The following is a 20,424-nucleotide window of genomic DNA, read 5'->3' as shown; positions in this document are numbered from 1 at the left end:
CGGCGGCACGCTCTTGCAGCGCGCTGGCTGGCGCGGGCGGCGGCTGGCAATGCCGCTGGCGGCCCAAGCCTTGCCGCCAGGGCTTTACAGCGAGTAATACATCTCGAATTCCAGCGGGTGCACGGCCTGGCGGAAGCGCGTGACTTCGCCCATCTTCAGCTCGATGTAGGCGTCCAGCATGGCGTCGGTGAATACGCCGCCTTTGGTGAGGAAGGCCCGGTCGGCGTCCAGCGCTTCGAGCGCCTGGTCCAGGCTATGGCAGACGGTGGGAATCAGCGCGTCTTCCTCGGGCGGCAGGTGGTACAGGTCTTTGGTGGCCGCCTCGCCGGGGTGGATTTTGTTTTCCACCCCATCCAGCCCGGCCATGAGCAGCGCGGCAAAGCCCAGGTAGGGGTTCATCAGCGGATCGGGAAAGCGCGCTTCCACGCGGCGCGCCTTGGGGTTGGTGACGAAGGGCACGCGGATGGAGGCCGAGCGGTTCTTGGCCGAGTAGGCGAGCTTGACCGGCGCCTCAAAGCCGGGCACCAGCCGCTTGTAGCTGTTGGTGCCGGGGTTGGTGATGGCGTTGAGCGCGCGCGCGTGCTTGATGAGGCCGCCGATGTAGTACAGCGCAAAGTCCGACAGGCCCGCGTAGCCCTCGCCCGCAAACAGGTTTTTGCCGTCCTTCCAGACCGATTGGTGCACGTGCATGCCCGAGCCGTTGTCGCCCACGATGGGCTTGGGCATGAAGGTGGCCGTTTTGCCGTAGAGGTTGGCCACGTTGTGGATGACGTACTTTTGCAGCTGCGTCCAGTCCGCGCGCTGAACCAGGGTGCTGAACTTCGTGCCGATTTCATTCTGGCCTGCGCCAGCCACTTCGTGGTGAAACACCTCCACGGGGATGCCCAGTGACTCAAGCACCAACGACATCTCGGCGCGCATGTCCTGCGTGCTGTCCACCGGCGGCACAGGAAAATAGCCGCCCTTGACCGTGGGGCGGTGGCCGCGGTTGCCGCCTTCGAGCCGCGCGCCGGTGTTCCAGGGCGCTTCGTACTCCTCGATCTCGAAGCCAGCCTTGCCGGGGCTGTTTTCCCAGCGCACGCCGTCAAAGAGGAAGAACTCCGGCTCGGGGCCGAAGTAGGCGGTGTCGCCCAGGCTGGAAGCTTTCAGATAGGCCTCGGCGCGCTTGGCAATGCTGCGCGGGTCGCGCTCGTAGGGAGTTCCGTCGGCCGGATCCACCACGTCACAGGTGAGCAGCAGCGTGGGCTCTTCGAAGAAAGGGTCGATGTTGGCAGTGCCGGGGTCGGGCATGAGCAACATGTCCGAGGCTTCGATGCCCTTCCAGCCTGCCACCGAAGAACCATCGAACGCATGGCCGCTGTGGAACTTGTCTTCATCGAAATGGGACACCGGCACGGTGACGTGCTGCTCTTTGCCACGGGTGTCGGTGAAGCGGAAATCAACGAACTTGATGTCGTTGTCCTGCACCATCTTCATAACGTCGTCGATTGTTCTTGCCATGGGGCACTCCTGTTCGCTGGGGAAACTCAGTGGGTTCGGAGTGCATCCATCGCAAAACTCGTGCCAGGGCGGCAGCCTGGCCCCAGGCAAGCAGCAAAAACAGGCGCCGCGCCCTGTACAGGCGCGGCTTTCTGCCTTGTGCCCAGCGCACAGCCTGGGCAGATGGCAGCGCGCACCTGCGCGTGCATCTTGGCGCAGCTGCGCACCAGGATAGGGCGCGCGCTTCACTTTGGTGCACGCCAGGCCCAGGGCCTGTCTCGGCGCCCTATCCGGGCGCACCTGCGCGCTTGCACGCTTGCACGCTTGCCATGCCCCAGGGCTTGCGCCGCCAGGCGACCCTGCATCGCGTCCAAGACCAGGCACTCAGCGCCTGTTCAAATTCTCTGTGCGCATGGGCCAGAAGTGGTCCGATCCTGGAGGAAGCGCGGCGCGAGGAATTCTCGGGCAGGCACTCACAAACGCTGGGCCGAGAACTCGATGGTCGGAGGCACGATGGCGGCGTCGCGGGCCACGGACATCAAAATGCCCAGCGCCAGGCCCAGCGTCACCATGGCTGTGCCGCCATAGCTGATGAAAGGCAGCGGCACGCCCACCACGGGCAGCACGCCCATCACCATGCCCATGTTGACGAAGGCGTAGGTGAAGAAAATCATCGCCACGGCTGCGGCCATCAGGCGGCCGAACAGCGTCTTGGCGCGCAGGGCGATCCACAGCGCGCGGTAGATCAAAAACAGAAAGCCCAGCAGCAGCGCCAGCGTGCCCAGCAGGCCGAATTCCTCGGCAAAGGCGGCGTAGATGAAGTCCGTGGTGCGCTCGGGGATGAATTCCAAATGGGTTTGCGTGCCAGCCATGAAGCCCTTGCCCCACATGCCGCCCGAGCCAATGGCGATCATGCCCTGGATGATGTGAAAGCCTTTGCCCAGCGGGTCGTTGTACGGGTCCAGCAGCGTGCAGACGCGGGTTTTCTGGTAATCGTGCAGCACCACCCAATCCACGCCGTCCTGGCACAGGTAGGGCTCAAAGCCGATGATGGCCGCCACGCCCAGCAGCGCCAGCAGCACTGGCGGCAACACCAGCTTCCAGGGCAGGCCGGCAAAGAAAATCACCGCCAGCCCGGCGCCCAGCACCAGCAGGGCCGTGCCCAGATCGGGCTGGCGCAGAATCAGCCCCACAGGCAGGGCCAGCAGCGCCATGGCGACGACAAAATCCGTGGCGCGCAGCGGCGTGGGGCGCAGCTGGAACCACCAGGCCAGCATCAGCGGCGCGGCGATTTTCATGATCTCGCTGGGCTGGATCACCACGCCGACGTTGAGCCAGCGCTGAGCCCCCTTGCGCGCAATGCCGAAGAACTCCACCCCCAGCAGCAGCAGCAGCCCGGCCAGGTACAAAGGCACGGCCAGCGCCATCAGCCGCTGGGGCGGGATTTGCGCCAGCACGAACAGAATCGCCGCAGCCAGCGCCATGTTGCGCGCGTGGTCGCCAAAGCGCGCGCCATGGTCGAAGCCGGCTGAATACATGGCAATCAGCCCCAAGGCCGCCAAAAACAAAATGGCGGCAATCAGCCAGCCATCAAAGCGCTGGAACACGCCCAGAAAATGGTGGTGCCAGGGGGTTTTGTTCAGGGTTACAACAGCCATTGCCGTATTATCGCCAGCCGCCCGGCGCAGCCCGGCCGCCATGAGGCGGCCATGAGACTTTCGCGCCAAGACGCCGCCGCCCGCCGCCACCCGCCCGCCCCGCTTGCCATGAGCCCCACGCACCGCAGCGCCCGCGCCCAGCTGGGCGCACGCCCCATCCATGCCGTCCTGCTGGATCTGGACGGCACCCTGATCGATACGCTGGATGAGTTCGAGCTGGCCCTGGGCCACATGCTGCACAGCCTGCAGCTGCCGCCCACCACGCGCGCCACCATTGCACGCACCATCGGCAAGGGCTCTGAGCACCTGGTGCGCAGCATCCTGGCCGGGGCCTTGGCTCAAGCCGGTCTGCCGCACGACGAGCAGGCCGTGGCGCAGCGCTTCGATGAGGCCATGCGGCTGTATTTCATCGGCTATGACAATGCCGGCCACGAACATGCCAAGGTCTACCCTGGAGTGCGCGAAGGGCTGCAGGCCCTGCAGGCGCTGGGCCTGCCGATGGCGGTGGTCACCAACAAGCCCATGCGCCTGGCCCGCCCGCTGCTGGACGCCACCGGCCTGGCCGGGCAGATCGAATTTCTCTACGCTGGCGACAGCTTCGCGCGGCGCAAGCCCGACCCCTACCCGCTGCTGCAGGCCTGTGAGCGCCTGGGCCAGGCGCCGCAGCAGGTGCTGATGATTGGCGACTCAGCCAACGACGCCGCTGCCGCGCGCGCAGCCGGCTGCGCCATCGCCCTGCTGCGCTACGGCTTCAATCATGGCGAGCCGATCGAGCAGGTTGCCGCCGATGGGTACTTCGACTCCATCGCAGAAATTGCCGCGCAATTGGCCGCAGCCCTTGCATGAACGCATGAATACCAGCACCACCTCACCCTCATCACCCGCACTGCCGTCAGCCATCGCCAACACCCTGCCCACGCTGCTGGTGCCAGGCTTGGCTTGCTCCCCCGCCCTGTTTGCCCCACAGCTGCCCACGCTGTGGCGCCATGGCCCGGTGACGCTGGCGCAGACCACCGCGCACGACAACATGGCCGAGCTGGCCCGCGCCATCCTGCGCGATGCGCCGCCGCGCTTCGTGCTCATGGGCCTGTCCATGGGCGGCTACATTGCCTTTGAGATCCTGCGCCAGGCGCCCGAGCGGGTCGCTGCGCTGGCCATCCTCGACTCCTCGGCGCGCGCCGACAGCGAGGAGGCCCGCGCGCTGCGCCTGCGAGTGATGGAGCTGGCCCGCCAGGACAAACTGGCCCTGGCCATCGAGCTGAATTTCCCGCGCTCCGTACATGCCAGCCGCGCCGACGATGAGGCGCTGCGCGCCGCAGTGCAAGCCATGGCGCAGGACACTGGCGTGGCCGCCTACCTGCGCCAGCAAACGGCCATCATGCAGCGCTGCGACTCGCGCCCCAGCCTGGCGCACATCCGCTGCCCCAGCCTGGTGCTGGTCGGCGCCGAGGATCAGCTCACCCCGCCGGCCTTGGCCGAGGAAATCCACGCCGCGCTGCTGGCCGGCGACCAGGCGCGCGGCGCCAGCGGCAGCGCCGCCGCCGCGCCGCTTCGGCAGCTGCACATCGTGCCCCAATGCGGCCATCTCAGCACGCTGGAGCAACCCGCGCTGGTGGCAGGCATTCTGGACCGCTGGCTGCTGGCCTTGCGTAGTCAAGGCTGAGTCTTCAGCCCCTTGAGCGCCCATGCAGCGCTCATGGAATAATGCGCGCCCCACTGATTTTGGAGAGACCATCGCAATGATGAAACGGCGAACCCTTCTGGCCTCCAGCGCCGCCTGGCTGGCCGCCACTGGCGCAGCCAGCCCGCTCGCAGCCCTGCACGCCGCCCCGCGCAGCGCGGGCGCGGACAAGGCCGACAAGTCCAGCATCACCATCGGCATGGTGCTGGAGCCGCCCGGGCTGGACCCCACGCTCAGCGCCGCCTCAGCTGTCAGCGAAGTGACGCTCTACAACATCTACGAGACCCTGACCAAGATCAACCCCGACGGCAGCGTAGCCCCGCTGCTGGCCGAAAGCTGGGAAGTCTCGCCCGATCTGCATACCTACACCTTCCGTCTGCGCCGTGATGCCCAGTTTCATAACGGCCAACCCTTCAATGCCGCTGCGGTCAAATTCAGCTTCGATCGCGCCAAGGCGGAAAAGAGCACCAACAAAGACAAAGCGCGTTTTGCCAAGCTCAGCACCGATGTGGTGGACGAGTACACCGTACGCATCCGCAACGAAGTGATTGAGCCCGATCTGCTGTTCGTGCTCGGCCAGGCCACGGCCATCATCGTCGAGCCTCAGAGCGTGGCGAAAAACGCCAGCGCCCCCGTCGGCACCGGCCCCTACCGGCTGGCGCGCTGGAATCGCGGCTCGGCGCTGACCCTGCAGCGCTGGGACGATTCGCCGCGCGCGGCGCAGCTGCCCATCAAGACGGCCACTTTCCGCTTCATCGCAGACCCCGCAGCCCACGTGGCCAGCCTGCTGGCCGGCGATGTGGACTGCTTCCCGCGCGTGGCGCAGCGCGGCGTGGAGCAATTCAAATCAGACCCCAGGTTCCAGGTGCTGGTCAGCGGCTCGCGCGCCAAGACCATCCTGTCCATCAACCACCGCCGCAAGCCGCTGAACGACGTGCGCGTGCGCCGCGCCATTGCTGCGGCCATCGACCGGCGCCAGGTCATCGAAGGCGCCGCCAGCGGCTATGGCGTGCCCATCGGCAGCCACTACGTGCCCGGCGCCTTCGGCTATGTGGACACCACCGGCATCAACCCCTACGACCCGGACAAGGCCGTGGCCCTGCTCAAGGAGGCTGGCGTCAAGACGCCGCTGAAGCTGCGCATGACGCTGCCGCCCACGCCCTATGCGCGCCAGGGCGGCATCGTCATCGCCGCCATGCTGGCCAAGGTCGGCATCCAGACCCAGCTGGAAAACGTCGAATGGGCGCAATGGCTGCGCAACACCATGGGCCAGCACCAGTTCGACCTGACGCTGATCTCGCACGTCGAGCCGCTGGATCTGGGCAACTACGCCAACCCCGACTACTACTGGGGCTACGACTCCCAGGCCTTCCGCGACATCTGGGAGCAAACCCGCAGCGCCACCCAGCCGGCCGAGCGCGCGCGCCTGCTCGGCCAGGCCCAGCGCCTGCTGGCCGAGGACTGCGTCAACGCCTTCCTCTACCAGCCGCAGTGGGTCACCGTGGCGCACAAGGACATCCGCGGCCTGTGGCGCGACATGCCCATCTTCGTCAACGATCTGTCGGCGCTGCGCTGGAGCTGAAAGCCATCACCGGCAACCGGGCTGGCAGAATGGCGCCGCATCACAACAACTGAGGAGGAATCACCATGGCCCATCTGCCCCCCCATGCCACCGCCCTGACAGCCCTGGCGGCCCTGGCGCTGGCCTGCGCCGTCAGCCTGCCGGCCAGCGCGCAGGAGGTTTACCGCAGCAAGAGCGCCAGCGGCAGCACGCTCTACACCGACAAGCCGCCCGCAGCCGGCGCGCCATCACTCTCAGGCAAGGGCAGCGCCCAGGCCGCCGAGGCCAGCAACCCGGCAGCCAGCAGCGGCCTGCAGGCCGCCATGCGCCGCTACCCCGTTTCACTGTACGTCATGCCCAACTGCCCGGCCTGCAACAACGGCCGCAAGTGGCTGCAAGAGCGCGGCATTCCGTTTCAGGAATACAGCATCAAAACCCCCGAGGACCAGCAAACCGCAGCGCGCCTGGGCATCGAATCCCTGCCCCAGCTACACATTGGCCGCCAGACGCTCGATGGCTTCAGCGCCTCGCAATGGGCCCAGTACCTGGATGCCGCCGGCTACCCAGCCCAATCCGAATTGCCTGCCGACTACAGCGCCCCTGCGCCCCGGCCGCTGAGCAGCGCCGCTGCACAGCAACCTGCGGCGACCAACGCCTCCAGCAGCTCGGGCGGCGGCAGCGCCCCGCCAGGCTTTCGTTTTTGAGGGCAGGCCCTGAGCTGCAATGGCCTCCTCAGAGCCTGTTCAAAATCTCGGCGCGAGTGGGCAAGAAGCGGTTTGGGGTGGGCTGCAAGGCGCAAAACGCAGCCATAGCTGGGGCTATGGCGAGGCTTTGCAACGGAAGCAGAGCGCCCCAATCCGCTCTCTTGACCGCCGTGCAAAGATTTTGAACAGGCTCTCACCTCGGAGGCCGATGCCAATAGCGCTGGTTGGCCTCGCGCTCGCAGCGCAGCTGCTGCGGCGCGCTGGACTGCCACAGCGCCGCGCCGCAATCGGCCGTATTCACGAACCGCACGCCCTGCTGCTGGTAGCGCGCCACCACCTCCGGGTGCGGGTGGCCAAAACGGTTGCGGTAACCGGCCTGGGCCACGGCAAAGCGCGGCGCCACGCTGGCAATGAAACGCGCCGATGAGGAAGTGCGGCTGCCATGGTGCGGCACCTGCAGCCAATCGGCGCGCAACTGCGCCCCCAGCGCCAGGCGCAGCGCCTGCTCCTGCAAGCGGCCAATGTCGCCGGTAAGCAAGGCGCTGCTCCCATCGCTGGCCGTGATGCGCAGCACGCAACTGCTGGCATTGCGCTCCAGCCAGCGCGCCCCAGGCGGCGGGTGCATAAAGGCCAATGTCACGCCATCCCATTGCCATTGCAGGCCTGCCTGGCACGGTTTGGCTTGCGCCGCCACACTGGCCAGCCCCGCAGGCCAGTGTGGCGGCGGCATGGCCGGCGCATACAGCTGCGCCACGTCAAACGCCGCCAGCACGCTGCGCGCGCCGCCCACGTGGTCGCTGTCGCCATGGCTGAGCACCAACGCATCGGGCTGCAGGCCGTGGGCCTGCAGCAGCGGCACCACCACGCTGTGCCCGGCATCACGCCCGCCGCCGTAACTGGGCCCTGCGTCATAAAGCAGCGTGTGCCGCCGGGTCTGCACCAGCAAGGCCCCGCCCTGCCCCACGTCCAGCGCCAGCAGGCGGAAATGCCCCCAAGGCACGGGTGATGGTCGCCAAGCCAGCATCAGCAGCAGCCAGATCAGGCCCTGCAAGCGCAGCCAGGCCGGCCAACGCCCCACCGCCATCCAGGCGCCGGCCAGGCCCAGCAGCGCCCAATACCACGGCAGCTTTGGGGCATGCCATTGGGCCATGGGCCAGCTGGCCAGCCATTGCAGGCCTTGCAACAGATGCACCATCAACCAGGCAGCGGCCTTCAGGGGCACAGGCCACCATGCCGCCAGCAGGCTGCCCAGCATGGCCAATGGCACGATGAGCAAAGTCACCAGAGGAACAGCCAGCAGATTGGCCAGCAGGCCCAGCCAGCTGAGCTGGCCAAACAGGCCCAGCGTCAGCGGTGCCAGCACCAACGACAGGCGCCATTGCATCTGCCACAATTGGCGCAGCCGCCCAGCCACCACCACCCCCCAGCGCCGCACCGGCCCGCCAAGCGCACCGACCCCAGCGCTGCCTGCCCCATTGCCCTGCCCCGGCAGCACCAACAGCACCGCCACAGCCACGAAACTCAGCCAGAACCCGGCCTGCTGCAAAGCCCAAGGGTCATACAACAGCACGGCCAGCGCCGCCAGCCCCAGCGTGGCATGCCAGGGCCAGAGCAGGCCAGCGCTGCGCAGCAGCACCCAGACGCCCAGCATGCAAATCGTGCGCTGCGCCGGCAGCTGCCAACCACTGAACAGCGCGTAGCAGGCCGCCAGCAACCAACCGCCCCACAGACTGGCCACTGGCGCCGGCACGGCATGCATCAGCCGCGGCCAGCTGCGCCACAGCCAGCCCACCGCCCCCATGGCCAGCCAAGCAAACATGGTGATATGCAGCCCGGAAATGGCCATCAAATGCGCCACCCCGGTGCTGCGAAACACCTGCCAATCGCCCTGGTCGATGGCGCGCTGATCGCCCGTCACCAAAGCCGCCAGCACCCCGGCGCTGCGCTGCCACAGCGTCGAGTCTTGCCCCTGGGCCAGGGTCTGGTGATCACCCTGCACGCTGGCCGGCACGTCGGCAGGCTCTCCTGCCCAGGCCGGTGCTGGCAAGGCCACGATGCGATCGCGCACCGCCTGCCGCCAGCGCTGCAGGCGGTAGCCGCCCGAATCGCCCAGCCAGCGCGCATCCTCACTCCTCTGCTGGCGCACGCTGGCCGTGGCCTGCACGCCCTGCTGCCACAGCCATTGCTCGTAATCGAACAAAAGCGGATTGCGCAGCCCGCTGGGCGCGCGCACGCGCAGCGGCAACTGCCAGCGATCACCCGCACGAACCTTTGGCGGCCATGGGCCCAAGGCCTGCACCGCCGCGCCCTGCGGCGCATCACGCCAGACTCCGGCCCTGGCCTGCGGCGGCGCGTACCAAGCCACCTCCAGCGGCTGAGTCAGCGCCAGCGCCTGGCCATCGGCGCGGCGCGCCGATTCGGGCTGAAAGCGAAAGCGCAGCACATCGGCCTGCTGGCGCGGCAAGGACGACACCACCCCGGTGACCTCCAGCTCCAGGCCATCCCAATGCGGCGGCAAAGCCCCCTGGGCATGCCACGCCGCGCGCAGCCCCACCCAGCCAAAACCCAGCGCAGCCGCCGCCAGCATGCACAGCGCACTGCGGGCAAGGCCCCTGCGCCCCAGGCGCCACAAGGTGACCAAAAACATCAACGCCGCCAACAGCAGCGCCAGATATGCGCCCCAGGCCCACAGCTGCGGCTGCCGCAATTGCACGGCCAGCCCCACGCAGCCGGCCCCCAGCAAGGCCCAGGCTCGGCACGTGCCAGCGCCGGCCGGCCCAGCATCCGCCAGGCCGGCGCGCTTGGCGTCCATGGCCTGCTGTTGCCTCTCTCCCAAGCCGTTCACACGCACTGCTCTGGGCTCGTCTAGCGCTACGTGGCATGCTCTCTGCCCCATGATTGGGCCAGGCCGAGCGCAGCGCCTGCTGCCCGCGCAGCCTGTGGTCCATGCCGTATCATTTCGCCCGCTTCAGCCCCCTCCTTTTTGCTGCTGCATCCATCACAAGCGGCAGCGCCCCGCCACTGCGCCACCCAGGCCATGGGGGCTTACCGCCACCAGGCCAAAGCCAAAGGCCCCCCCTCACCAGAAAGGTCCAAGTCATGGGAATCTACGAAAAGCTCCAAGCCCTGAACATCGAGCTGCCCGCCGTTGCCACCCCTGTGGCAGCGTATGTGATGTACGCCCAAAGCGGCAAGCAGGTTTTCCTCAGTGGCCACATTGCCAAAAAAGACGGCAAGGCCTGGGTCGGGCAACTGGGCAAGAACATGAGCACCGAGGAAGGCAAGACTGCCGCGCGCGCCGTGGGCATCGACCTGCTGGCCACTTTGCAGGCCGCCGCAGGCGGTGATCTGGAGCGCGTCAAGCGCGTTGTCAAAGTCCTCAGCCTGGTCAACTCCGCGCCCGATTACACCGAGCACCACCTGGTCACCAACGGCGTGAGCGAGCTGCTGGTCGAAGTGCTGGGCGACAAGGGGGTGCATGCACGCAGCGCCTTCGGCGTCGCGCAGCTGCCCATGGGCGCCTGCGTTGAAGTCGAACTGATCGCCGAGTTGGAATAAGCCCGCCCCGCCCATTGGATAAAACATGCGATAATCGCACGTTTTCTGTGCCAAGTGCTGTGGCAATGGGTGCTGCATGTGGCTGGCGCGAGGTTCTTGCCCTTATCACAATTGCAAGAGAAAAACCCGAGAGATTTCGCCATGAAAGAAGGCATCCACCCCGAATACCGCGAAGTGCTGTTCGTTGATCTGTCCAACGGCTTCAAGTTCGTGACCCGCTCCTGCGTCAACACCAAGGAGACCGGCACCACCGACGATGGCCGTGAGCTGCCGCTGTTCAAGCTCGATACCTCCAGCGAATCGCACCCGTTCTACACCGGCACGCAGAAGTCGGTGGACAACATGGGCGGTCGCGTCGAGCGCTTCCGCAACCGCTTCGGCAAGCTGGGCGCCAAGTAAGCCCTGCTTTGCCCCACCCAGCAGCGCGGCCCATGTGGCCGCGCTGTTTTTTTGCGGCCCGACCGCCAAGGGGCGCGTGCGGGATGTGCGGCACAATCTTGCCCGGGATGGTCGCGCCCGGGATGGGCTTTGCGCACGCCATGGCCCTTCCCTTTCGCCCTCTTACCAATCAGGCAGAGGTTTTGAACAGACTCTTAGCCTCCTGCCTTTGTCACGACTGCTTCTTCGCGTGAGCGCTCTGCCCCCCTCGCCCGCCATCGTCAGCCAAAGCGCCGTGCGCCCATTGGCGCGCGCCATCCTCTGGGCGCTGAGCCTGGTGTATGTCTGCGCGGGCTTTATTGGCCGCCACCCTTGGAAGAACGAGGACATGGCCGCTTACGGCTACATGCAGGCGCTGGCTCAGGGCCAGAGCAGCTGGCTGCAGCCGGAGTTGCTGGGCCAAGGGCTTGGCTATGCCTCGCAGCATTTGTCCGTCTGGCTGGGCGCGCTGGCCTTGCTGTTGCGCCCGGACTGGCTGGCCCCGACGCTGGCCGTGCGCCTGCCTTTCATGGGTCTGATGCTGATCAGCCTGGCCGCCGTCTGGTACGCCACTTACTACTTAGCCAGACGGCCCGAAGCCCAGCCCGTGCCCTTTGCCTTTGGCGGTGAGGCCGAGCCCGTGGCCTACGCCCGCGCCATTGCAGATGGCAGTGTGCTGGCGCTGGTGGCCAGTCTGGGCCTGATGCAGTTTTCACATGAAACCACGGCCACGGTCGTGCAGCTGGGCGGCGCCAGCCTGTTGTTTCTTGCCCTGGCCTTGCCCGAGGCGCGGCGGCCCCTGGCCTGCGGCCTGGCCGCGCTGGCCTGCGCCGTGCTGCTGCTGAGCGGCGGGGCCTATTGGCTGGCGCCGGTGCTGCTGGCCACCCTGCTGCTGGCCTGGCAGCTCAGAGGGTCTGCCGTGCGCCTTGCGCTGCCCTTGCCGCTGCTGGGCGCGCTGGCGCTGCTAGCCACGCTCGGCGCGGCGGCGCAGGCCTTCTGGCACGGCGCGGCCTGGCCGTTGGCCTGGCCGGGGCTGGATGGCGCGCAGTGGCTGCGCTTTGTGCGCCTGCTCATCTGGTTTGGCTGGCCGGCCTGGCCGCTGGCCTGCTGGGCTTTGTACCGCTGGCGGCGGCATTGGCTGCGCGCCCGGCCCAGCCCGCACCTGGCCCTGCCGCTGCTCTGGCTGCTGCTCACCCTGGCCCTGGCGGCCTGTGCGCAGGGCTCGGCGCGCGATCGCACGCTGTTTCTCGGCCTGCCCATGGCCGCTACGCTGGCGGCGTTTGCACTGCCGACGATGCGCCGCACCCTGTCTTCGCTCATTGATTGGTTCACGCTGCTGTTCTTCACTGCCTGCGGCGTGGCCATCTGGGTGATCTGGACGGCCACGCAAACCGGCCTGCCGGCCAAGCCTGCGGCCAATGTGGCCAAGCTGGCGCCGGAGTATGTGCCGCAGTTTTCGGCGCTGGCCTTCGGGCTGGCGGCGCTGAGCACAGCCATCTGGCTGGCTGTGATCGCTTGGCGCACCGGGCGGCACCGCTCTGCGCTGTGGAAGAGCCTGGTGCTGCCCGCTGGCGGCGCGACCTGGTGCCTGACGCTGGTCATGACGCTGTGGCTTCCCATGCTGGACTATGGCCGCTCCTACCAGCCGCAGATCGACAAGCTCGCCGCCCACATCCCGCAAGATGTGCCCTGCCTGTGGGCCTACGATCTGAGCACACCACAGCTGGCAGCCTTTTGGGCCCAGGCCGGCTGGCCCTTGCGCCAGCCCGACGCCAACAGCCCGGCGGCGCAGGCACCAGCCAGCGCCCAGACCTGTCCGCTGAGCCTGGTCGGGGCCCAGGCCAGTGCGGCCAGCCAGGCGGCGCTGCAGCGCGCTGGCTGGCGCCTGCAGGCGCGCATCGAGCGCCCTACCAGCGACGAGGCCGTGTTGCTGTTCGCCGCCCCGGCGGCCAGTCAGCTCTGAGCCTGCGGGTATCCACGGGCAAAATTCATGGCCGGGCTGCGCCTGAGGCCCATGGGCCCCATGCTATGCTCTGGCGGCATTTTTCAGGGCCTTGGCTGTACGCCTGTGATGCGCAGTCTGGCCCAACACAACGAAGGAACAATCCAATGAGACTGATTTTGCTCGGCGCACCCGGTGCCGGAAAGGGCACACAGGCCGCATTCATCTGCGAGAAGTTCGCCATCCCGCAAATTTCCACTGGCGACATGCTGCGCGCGGCCGTCAAGGCCGGCACGCCGCTGGGCCTGCAGGCCAAGGCCGTGATGGACGCCGGGCAGCTGGTCAGCGACGACATCATCATCGGCTTGGTCAAGGAGCGCATCGCCCAGCCCGATTGCGCCAAGGGCTTTTTGTTCGACGGCTTTCCGCGCACCATTCCGCAAGCGGATGCCATGAAAGAGGCTGGCGTCGATCTGGACTACGTGCTGGAGATCGACGTGCCTTTTGGCGACATCATGGAACGCGCCACGGGCCGGCGCCAGCACCCCGGCAGCGGCCGCACCTACCACATCAAATTCAATCCGCCCAAGGTCGAGGGGGTGGACGATGTCACTGGAGAGCCGCTGATCCAGCGCGATGACGACAAGGAAGAAACCGTCAAGAAACGCCTGGAGGTCTACGACGCGCAAACCCGCCCTTTGGTGAGCTACTACTCAGATTGGGCCGCCAAGGAGCCGGCCAAGGCGCCCAAGTACCGCAAGATCAGCGGCGTGGGCAGCGTGGAGGCCATCACCCAGCGCGTGTTCGAGGCCCTGGGCAGCTGAGAGCCTGTTCAAAGTCTCTGCACGCATCGCTGCGCACAGCGTCCGCCCCTGACTTTGCAGGGGCGGGCTTTTTTATGGGTGTTGTGGTAGGCATCGCTGCCCCAACCGCCGCAGGTTGAGCCGACAAAGCGGCCCTGCGCGAAACATCCCCACAGGCCCGGCGGCATAGCGCCAGCACGCCGACAATGGCCTCCAAGCGCTGCTACCATTGCGCGCCTTATGCCACAGAGCCCATCCCCATCCCAGCCCCCCTTGGCGGTTACCGCCCCGGACGAACAAGCGGCAGCCCGGCCGCATTCCCCCTCCCCATCCCCCAAAAGCCCTGCTGCGGCAGAGTCCAGCTCCTGGCTGACGCGACTGCAAGGCACCGTGATGCAGCACTGGCTGGTACGCGGCGTCATGGCTTGGCTGGATGCCGACGGCATGCGCATGAGCGCGGCCATGGCCTTCTACGCCATGCTCAGCCTGGCGCCGCTGCTGGTGCTGGTGGTCGCCGGCGTGGGTTGGTGGGTTGACCGCTCCGTGGTCGAGGACACCATGATCAGCCAGGTGCAGGCTGTGGCCGGCGAACGCACCGCCGCCGTGGTACAGCAGGCGCTCAACAGCGCCACCGCGCCAGCCCAAGGGGTTATTGCCTCGCTGATTGCCTTTGGCGTGCTGCTCTCGGCAGCCACCGGCGTTTTCGTTGCCCTGCAAGATGCCCTCAAAGACATTTGGGAGCAATCGCGCGATGAAAATCAACCGTGGTGGTGGCTGCTGGTGCTGCGATTGCGCGGCGTGGGCTACATGCTGGTCGTCGGTGGCCTGCTGATGGTTTCGCTGGTGCTGACCACGGTGCTGCGCGTCATCACCCCCATGCTGGGCGATGTGCTCTCGCACCCCTGGGCGCTGCTGCTGCTCAACGAAACCATTTCCTTTCTCTTCATTGCGCTGCTGTTCGTCGGGCTGATGCGCATCAGCGATGGCAAGAAGCCTGCGATGCGCTATCTGATCCGCGCCGCGGCCATTGGCGCCATCCTGTTCACGCTGGGCAAGCACGCCATGACCGCTTACCTGGCCGGCGCCGCCGTCGTATCGGCCTATGGCGCGGCCGGCTCGCTCGTGGCCCTGCTGATGTGGCTGTACTTCTCCAGCGCCATCTTGTTGCTGGCGGCCAGCCTGGCCAAAGCCATGGCCGATGCTGACCATGTGCCACTGGAAGAGCCCAGCGACGACACCCACGCAGCCCCTGCACCACCGGCGGCCACTGCACCGGCCGCCACCTAACCTGACAGCGAAAGCGCCACATGACTGCCCCCGTCCCCTCCCCATCAAGCTTGGTACAGCCGGGCAGCACATCCGGCCTGCACATTGGCCTGCTCACTGGCGGCGGCGACTGCCCTGGCCTGAATGCCGTGATCCGCGCCGTGACCAAATCGCTGCTGCATGACGCTGGCGCACGCGTCACCGGCATCGAGCGCGGCTTTCTCGGCCTGATCGAGCGCCGCACCCGTGCGCTGGACTGGAACGCCGTCAGCGGCATCCTGCACCAGGGCGGCACCATCCTGGGCGCGCACAACGCCGCCGACCCCTTTCGCTGGGCCGGCGCTGGCGGCGCCGATGTCTCGGCCCAGGTGCTGGACTATGCGCGAGAGTTGGGCCTGGATGCGCTGGTGGTCATCGGCGGCGATGGCACCATGCACATCGCCAATCGCCTGCACAAGCTGGGCCTGCCCGTGGTGGGCGTGCCCAAAACCATCGACAACGACCTGCTGCACACCGAGCGCAGCTTTGGCTTCGACAGCGCCGTGGCCATCGTCGCCGAGGCGCTGGAGCGGCTGGAAACCACCGCCCGCAGCCACCAGCGCGTCATGATCCTGGAAACCATGGGCCGCTACACCGGCTGGATCGCCCTGGCTGGCGGCCTGGCTGGCGGCGCCGACGTCATCGTGCTGCCCGAGCTGCCCTACGACCTGCAGGCCATCGCCCGGCACTGTCAGGCGCGCGAGCAGCACCCCGGCCACACACTGATCTGCATCGCCGAAGGCGCACGCCCGGCCGATGGCAACATGACCGTGCGCACCCACCTGGCGCACAGCCCAGACCCGGTGCGCCTGGGCGGCGTGGGCGAAGCGCTGCGCGCCCAGCTGCAGCCCCTGCTGAATGCCGAAGTGCGCAGCACCCAGCTGGGCCACATCCAGCGCGGCGGCAGCCCCACAGCCTTTGACCGCGTGCTCTGCACCCGCTTTGGCCACCACGCCGCCCACATGGTGGCTCGGCGCGAATTTGGCCGCATGGTCGTGCTGCAGGGCGAGACATGCTCCAGCGTGCCCCTGGCCGAAGTGGCCCAAGGCCACCGCACCGTGCCGCTGGACCACCCCATGTTGCAGGCAGCGCGCTGCATCGGCGTGTCGCTGGGTCTATAAGTTTCAAACTCGACTCAATTGATTGGGTCCCAGCGTTCAGATAGCCTATACACCAATTGTGCAGTTTGCCCTGCCAACACGCCCGCCCAGCTGTGGGCGACATTCAGATCCTGATGCAGATATTGCTGATCGAAGAATAAAAGTCCAACGAGAATTGACCACCTTCTCGTCCAATCCCAGAAAGCTTCGTACCGCCGAAAGGCGTACGCAGATCGCGTGAAAACCACGTATTGATCCAAACGATGCCCACATCCAATCGAGGCGCCACGCGATGCGCACGTGCCAAGTTGCTGGTCCAGATACTGGACGCCAAGCCATAGGCGCTGTTGTTGACACGGGCAATCACCTCCTCCTCCGTATCGAACGGAGCGATGTGACAAACAGGTCCGAAAATTTCTTCCGTCACCGTCCGCGCGCCATCCGATAAGCCCGTCCAGATCGTCGGCAATACGAAAGCCCCTTGATCGCGTGCGTCACCAAACCGGGGAACCTCCCCACCGCAAACTACCGTCGCTCCCTCGCGCTTAGCCAATTCAAAATAGGACAGCACTTTGTCGCGATGGCTGCGCGAAATCAGCGAGCCCATGAAAACCTCAGGCTCGTCAGGCCAGCCAACTTTCAATGCTTGGGTTTTGGCCTTGAGCGCCGCAACGAAGCACTCGAAGATGGGGGCTTGGACATACACTCGCTCAGAGCACAGGCACACTTGACCGGCATTAGTAAAGCTAGAGCGGAGTACGCCATCAACGGCAGCATCGAAGTCCGCATCGTCAAACACCACTGCCGCATTTTTCCCTCCTAGCTCGAACGAAACCTCTTTGACCCCTTCTGCCACGGTCTTCATGATCGCGGCTCCCGTGCTGGATTCGCCGGTAAAAGTCATTGCATCAATACCCGGATGCGCCGCCAGCAACGCTCCAGCCGATCCTGCACCAAAGCCATGGATCACATTGAAAGCCCCAGCAGGTACGCCTACTTCCGCAAAAGCCTCAGCCAATAGTGTGGCGCTCGAAGGCGTTTCCTCTGAGGGCTTGCACACGACGCCATTGCCACAAATCAAAGCCGGCGCGGCTTTCCATGTCAAGGATAATAGCGGCAAATTCCAAGGAGAAATGCTGGCTACAACTCCCAATGGCTTGCGCTTGACATAGTTGATCAGATTGCTGCCGTCGGCCAACTGAGTTTCATAAAACTCCGAGTGGGCATAGCGCCCCAAATCGGCGAATGTTCGCAGATTGTGGATGCCACGGTACACATCAAGCTGGCGTGCTTGGCTCAATGGTCTGCCCGTATCAGCCACCTCCGCAGCCAAGAACTCATCAAAGCGCCGCTCAATGACATGGGCCACCTGATGCAGATAATCAGCGCGGCGACCCATGGACAGCGCGCCCCACTTGCCCTGTACCGCCCGACGCGCGGCAGCGATCGCCCGATCCACCACCGCTTGATCGGCCTCATGTACTTGGGCCAGCACACTGCCATCGACTGGACAGATGTTGTCGAAAGTCCGGCCTGTTGCAATGAACTCTCCATCAACATAGTTGCGCGTCTCGCGCAGCGAAGCCGGAAGCTGAAATCGTGCCATCATGCATCTCCTGATCACCATGCCCCTCCATGGGCATGTCTCAGAATCTGTTCAAAATCCCTGCAGGGCGAACAAAAGCGGTGGATCGAGGCGATCTGCGGAACCTCTCAAAGCCTCGCCATAGCCTCTCACAGCCACGGCTGCGTTTTGCACCTTGCAGGCCATCTCCAACCGTTTCTTGCCTATTCGCACCGAGATCTTGAACAGGCCCTCGTTGCTCGAGCGCACTATAGGCAAGCGCCGCTGCTCCGACCAATGAATAGTTGATGTTCAGCCATAAGAATCCGGCATATCCAGAAAAACCCCAGCGCCGCAGCGTCGGCACATAGCAAACATGAAAGGCAAGCCCATGGCTTTTTCCAAGCAGGCACTGGCGCGACGCCTGAAGTTGCAGCAATTGGCCATCTTCGAGCAGGTGCTCGCCAGTGGCAGCATTTCTGCCGCCTCTCGTGAACTGCACATGACCCAACCCGCCATCAGCAAGGCCATCCACGAGCTGGAAGAGCACTTTGGCCAAGCCCTGTTGACGCGCTCCACGCGCGGCGTCCAGCCAACGGCGTTTGGCTCCGTGCTGCGCAAGCACTGTCATTCCCTTATGGCCGGGCTGCGTCTACTGGCCGATGATCTCAACGCCTGGAACGAAGGGGTGTCGGGCAAGGTCATGGTCGGTACCTTGCTCACAGCCGCCGCTCAGGTGCTGCCACACGCCATCCTGCGCCTGCGAGACATCGCACCCCAAGTAGTGGTGCAAGTCGATGTTGGAGTCAACGAAAAAATGTTTCCGCAGCTGCTGCGCGGAGAAATCGATGTCGTGGTTGGCATGATCCCGCCAAGCGGCCATTTGCCAGAGCTGGTGCATACACCACTGCTGGAAGACACTTTGTGCGCCGTCGTCGGCCGCAGTCACCCACTGGCCACACTGCGACGCATCCGTTTAGAGGATCTGCGCGGCTGCGACTGGGTTCTACCTTTGAGCGGATCGCAGGCCATGCGCGCGGCTGATATTTTTTTCCAGACCATCGGCATGAACAGGCCCACGCGCACCGTCGAGTCCGTCTCGATCCTCACCAGCCTGGGCCTGCTGGTGGATTCAGATATGATCGCGCTGATGTCCTTCAATGTGGCGCGCCAATTCGTGCAGCTGGGTCTGATTTCCATGTTGCCGCTGCCCCAGGAAGTGCCTCTGACTCAGGTCGGCTATACCTTGGTACGAGGCCGCACGCTCTCGCCTGCAACCCAGCGGCTGCTGCAGGCACTGGAAGAGGTCGCCCTAGGCCGAATCGACATTCACCCCACCCACAAGGGAATCGATGCGAGGTAGAGGAAGGCCAGGAAGTGGGAGGGCTTGCGGTCAAAACGAGTGGCGATGCGGCGGAACTGCTTGAGCCTGGCAAAGCAACGCTCGATGCGATTGCGTAGCCGGTAGCGTGCTTTGTCGTAGGCACGCGGCTGCTGGCAGCTGCGAGGCGGGATCACCGCCTGGGCGCCGAGCGACTGGATCAGCGCCACCAGTTGCCGGCTGTCATAGCCTTTGTCGGCCAAGACGTACTTGGGCTTGAACCCGGCCAGCAGCGCTGGGCCTTGCGTGATGTCGTTGCGCTCGCCGCCAGTGAGGATAAACCGTACCGGCCGACCCTGGCCATCCACCGCCATGTGGATCTTTGTGCTCAGACCTCCTCGGCAATGCCCCAGAGCCGGGTGCGCCGCCCCCCTTTTCCGGTCGCCGCCTGTGCGTGCGCCCGGACAATGCTGCTGTCGATCATCAGATACTCGTTGCTTCGATCCTGAATCAGGGACTGGAACACCAGCTCCCAGATGCCCTTGGCCGCCCAGCGGGTGAAGCGCTTGTGCACGCTCTTGTAGGCTCCGTAGCGCGTCGGCAGATCGCTCCAGCGCGCCCCGGAGCGCAACACCCACAGCACGCCATTGACGAAGCTGCGGTTGTCCGCTGCCGTACGCCCGGGGTCACCGGCCTTGCCTGGGAGCAGATCTTCGATCCGCTCCCATTGGGTTTGGGTCAATTCGTAGCGGCTGGGCCGCGGATGCTTGGTCTTGGACATCCGCCGAAGATACCGGATGAATGTCGATTCGGCCTAGCACCACCAACACACGGCCCTCATCCTTGAGGCACCAGCGCAGCAGTATGCTCTGCTGCGCTCTCTGCGCCTCATCGCCCAGCAGGGCAGCAGATAACACCTCCTGGGGGTAGTCCTTGCCATGGAAAGAGCGCAATGACTTGTCCATCCGATTCCGTGGACGCGCACGGCACCGCGATGCGTTCGGAGCGGCCCCTGGGGTTTTTCTCGACATTCCTGTTGCTTATGGAAGCTCGCTGATTATTCATTTCCCCGACGCCGGACTCCTTTCTATAGTGGCCGCAAACCTCTGTCGGCCCTGTTCCAACAAGGAGAGACATGACCAGCATCCAGCGCATAGCCGATCGGCTCTGGCAAGCCCATATCAGCGGCACTTGCACGCACCCCGTGCGCGAGGAGCTCGCCCGGCTGGGCGATGCACGCCAGACCCTGCATCTGGCCTATCAAGTGCAACAAGAGCTGACCCACCGGCGCCTGCAAAGCGGCGCCCGCTTGGTGGGCCGCAAGATTGGCC

At 65.6% G+C, this 20,424-nt stretch carries 15 protein-coding genes and 2 pseudogenes; 12 read left to right on the top strand and 5 right to left on the bottom strand.

The genetic code is table 11. From position 1 onward, the window contains the following. Window positions 1-84 precede the first annotated feature (84 nt). Both glnA and rodA read right to left on the bottom strand, forming a co-directional pair. Entirely contained in the window at window positions 85-1,500 is a 1,416-nt protein-coding gene (gene glnA, locus CK620_RS00085) for a type I glutamate--ammonia ligase (protein ID WP_095548615.1), read from the bottom strand. Window positions 1,501-1,952: 452 nt separating this feature from the next. Then, window positions 1,953-3,137 carry a rod shape-determining protein RodA gene (gene rodA / locus CK620_RS00080; RefSeq protein WP_095549047.1) on the bottom strand — a complete coding sequence of 395 codons (1,185 nt, stop codon included), beginning with the start codon at window positions 3,135-3,137 and terminating at the stop codon, window positions 1,953-1,955. Window positions 3,138-3,245: 108 nt separating this feature from the next. Here rodA and gph point away from each other — a divergent pair, with 108 nt between their 5' ends. The 4 genes from gph to CK620_RS00060 all read left to right on the top strand — a co-directional run bounded on the left by gph (window position 3,246) and on the right by CK620_RS00060 (window position 7,083). Further along, window positions 3,246-3,983 carry a phosphoglycolate phosphatase gene (gene gph, locus CK620_RS00075; RefSeq protein WP_095548614.1) on the top strand — a complete coding sequence of 246 codons (738 nt, stop codon included), beginning with the start codon at window positions 3,246-3,248 and terminating at the stop codon, window positions 3,981-3,983. A gap of 4 nt (window positions 3,984-3,987) precedes the next feature. Beyond that, window positions 3,988-4,800, top strand: coding sequence for an alpha/beta fold hydrolase (locus tag CK620_RS00070; protein ID WP_179290519.1), 813 nt, complete (start codon window positions 3,988-3,990; stop codon window positions 4,798-4,800). A gap of 76 nt (window positions 4,801-4,876) precedes the next feature. Beyond that, complete coding sequence (locus CK620_RS00065) at window positions 4,877-6,400, top strand: ABC transporter substrate-binding protein (protein WP_095548613.1); 1,524 nt, start codon at window positions 4,877-4,879, stop codon at window positions 6,398-6,400. Between the two features lie 65 nt (window positions 6,401-6,465). Further along, window positions 6,466-7,083, top strand: coding sequence for a glutaredoxin family protein (locus CK620_RS00060; RefSeq protein ID WP_095548612.1), 618 nt, complete (start codon window positions 6,466-6,468; stop codon window positions 7,081-7,083). A 193-nt stretch (window positions 7,084-7,276) separates the two neighbouring features. On the opposite strand, the gene CK620_RS00055 is transcribed toward CK620_RS00060, so the two are convergent. Beyond that, window positions 7,277-9,895: a DNA internalization-related competence protein ComEC/Rec2 gene (locus CK620_RS00055; protein WP_095548611.1), complete on the bottom strand. Its 2,619-nt coding sequence runs from the start codon at window positions 9,893-9,895 to the stop codon at window positions 7,277-7,279. A gap of 287 nt (window positions 9,896-10,182) precedes the next feature. On the opposite strand from CK620_RS00055, the gene CK620_RS00050 reads away from it, so the two are divergent. The 6 genes from CK620_RS00050 (at window position 10,183) to CK620_RS00025 (ending at window position 16,229) form a co-directional block, all read left to right on the top strand. Next, on the top strand, window positions 10,183-10,641 hold the full coding sequence (locus CK620_RS00050) for a RidA family protein (protein WP_095540750.1): 459 nt from the start codon (window positions 10,183-10,185) through the stop codon (window positions 10,639-10,641). Window positions 10,642-10,782: 141 nt separating this feature from the next. Further along, window positions 10,783-11,040, top strand: coding sequence for a type B 50S ribosomal protein L31 (locus CK620_RS00045; protein ID WP_095540711.1), 258 nt, complete (start codon window positions 10,783-10,785; stop codon window positions 11,038-11,040). 229 nt (window positions 11,041-11,269) lie between these two features. After that, the gene (locus CK620_RS00040) at window positions 11,270-13,021 is read left to right on the top strand and encodes a hypothetical protein (protein ID WP_238945946.1); all 1,752 of its coding nucleotides are present in this window, start codon (window positions 11,270-11,272) and stop codon (window positions 13,019-13,021) included. A 146-nt stretch (window positions 13,022-13,167) separates the two neighbouring features. Beyond that, the gene (gene adk, locus CK620_RS00035; protein ID WP_095543445.1) at window positions 13,168-13,824 is read left to right on the top strand and encodes an adenylate kinase; all 657 of its coding nucleotides are present in this window, start codon (window positions 13,168-13,170) and stop codon (window positions 13,822-13,824) included. A gap of 252 nt (window positions 13,825-14,076) precedes the next feature. Continuing rightward, the gene (locus CK620_RS00030; RefSeq protein ID WP_179290518.1) at window positions 14,077-15,090 is read left to right on the top strand and encodes a YihY/virulence factor BrkB family protein; all 1,014 of its coding nucleotides are present in this window, start codon (window positions 14,077-14,079) and stop codon (window positions 15,088-15,090) included. Window positions 15,091-15,167: 77 nt separating this feature from the next. Next, window positions 15,168-16,229, top strand: a complete 1,062-nt coding sequence (locus CK620_RS00025) for a 6-phosphofructokinase (protein WP_095549044.1) — start codon at window positions 15,168-15,170, stop codon at window positions 16,227-16,229. A gap of 103 nt (window positions 16,230-16,332) precedes the next feature. Here the strand turns inward: CK620_RS00025 and CK620_RS00020 are convergent, their stop codons facing one another. Beyond that, window positions 16,333-17,814, bottom strand: coding sequence for a 2-hydroxymuconic semialdehyde dehydrogenase (locus CK620_RS00020; RefSeq protein WP_095549043.1), 1,482 nt, complete (start codon window positions 17,812-17,814; stop codon window positions 16,333-16,335). 397 nt (window positions 17,815-18,211) lie between these two features. Between CK620_RS00020 and CK620_RS00015 the strand changes: the two genes are divergently transcribed. Then, window positions 18,212-19,135, top strand: coding sequence for a LysR family transcriptional regulator (locus CK620_RS00015; RefSeq protein WP_179290517.1), 924 nt, complete (start codon window positions 18,212-18,214; stop codon window positions 19,133-19,135). Here the strand turns inward: CK620_RS00015 and CK620_RS00010 are convergent. Beyond that, a pseudogene (locus CK620_RS00010) lies at window positions 19,102-19,874 on the bottom strand (IS5 family transposase). The gene CK620_RS00015 and the pseudogene CK620_RS00010 sit on opposite strands and share 34 nt — an antisense overlap. A 354-nt stretch (window positions 19,875-20,228) precedes the next feature. Here CK620_RS00010 and CK620_RS00005 point away from each other — a divergent pair. Next, window positions 20,229-20,424: pseudogene (locus CK620_RS00005) on the top strand (2-keto-4-pentenoate hydratase); the annotation flags it as partial.

Source organism: Vandammella animalimorsus (assembly GCF_002285285.1).
In the GTDB taxonomy this organism is placed as follows: domain Bacteria; phylum Pseudomonadota; class Gammaproteobacteria; order Burkholderiales; family Burkholderiaceae_C; genus Lampropedia; species Lampropedia animalimorsus.
This window is presented reverse-complemented; position numbering and strand designations above follow the sequence as displayed.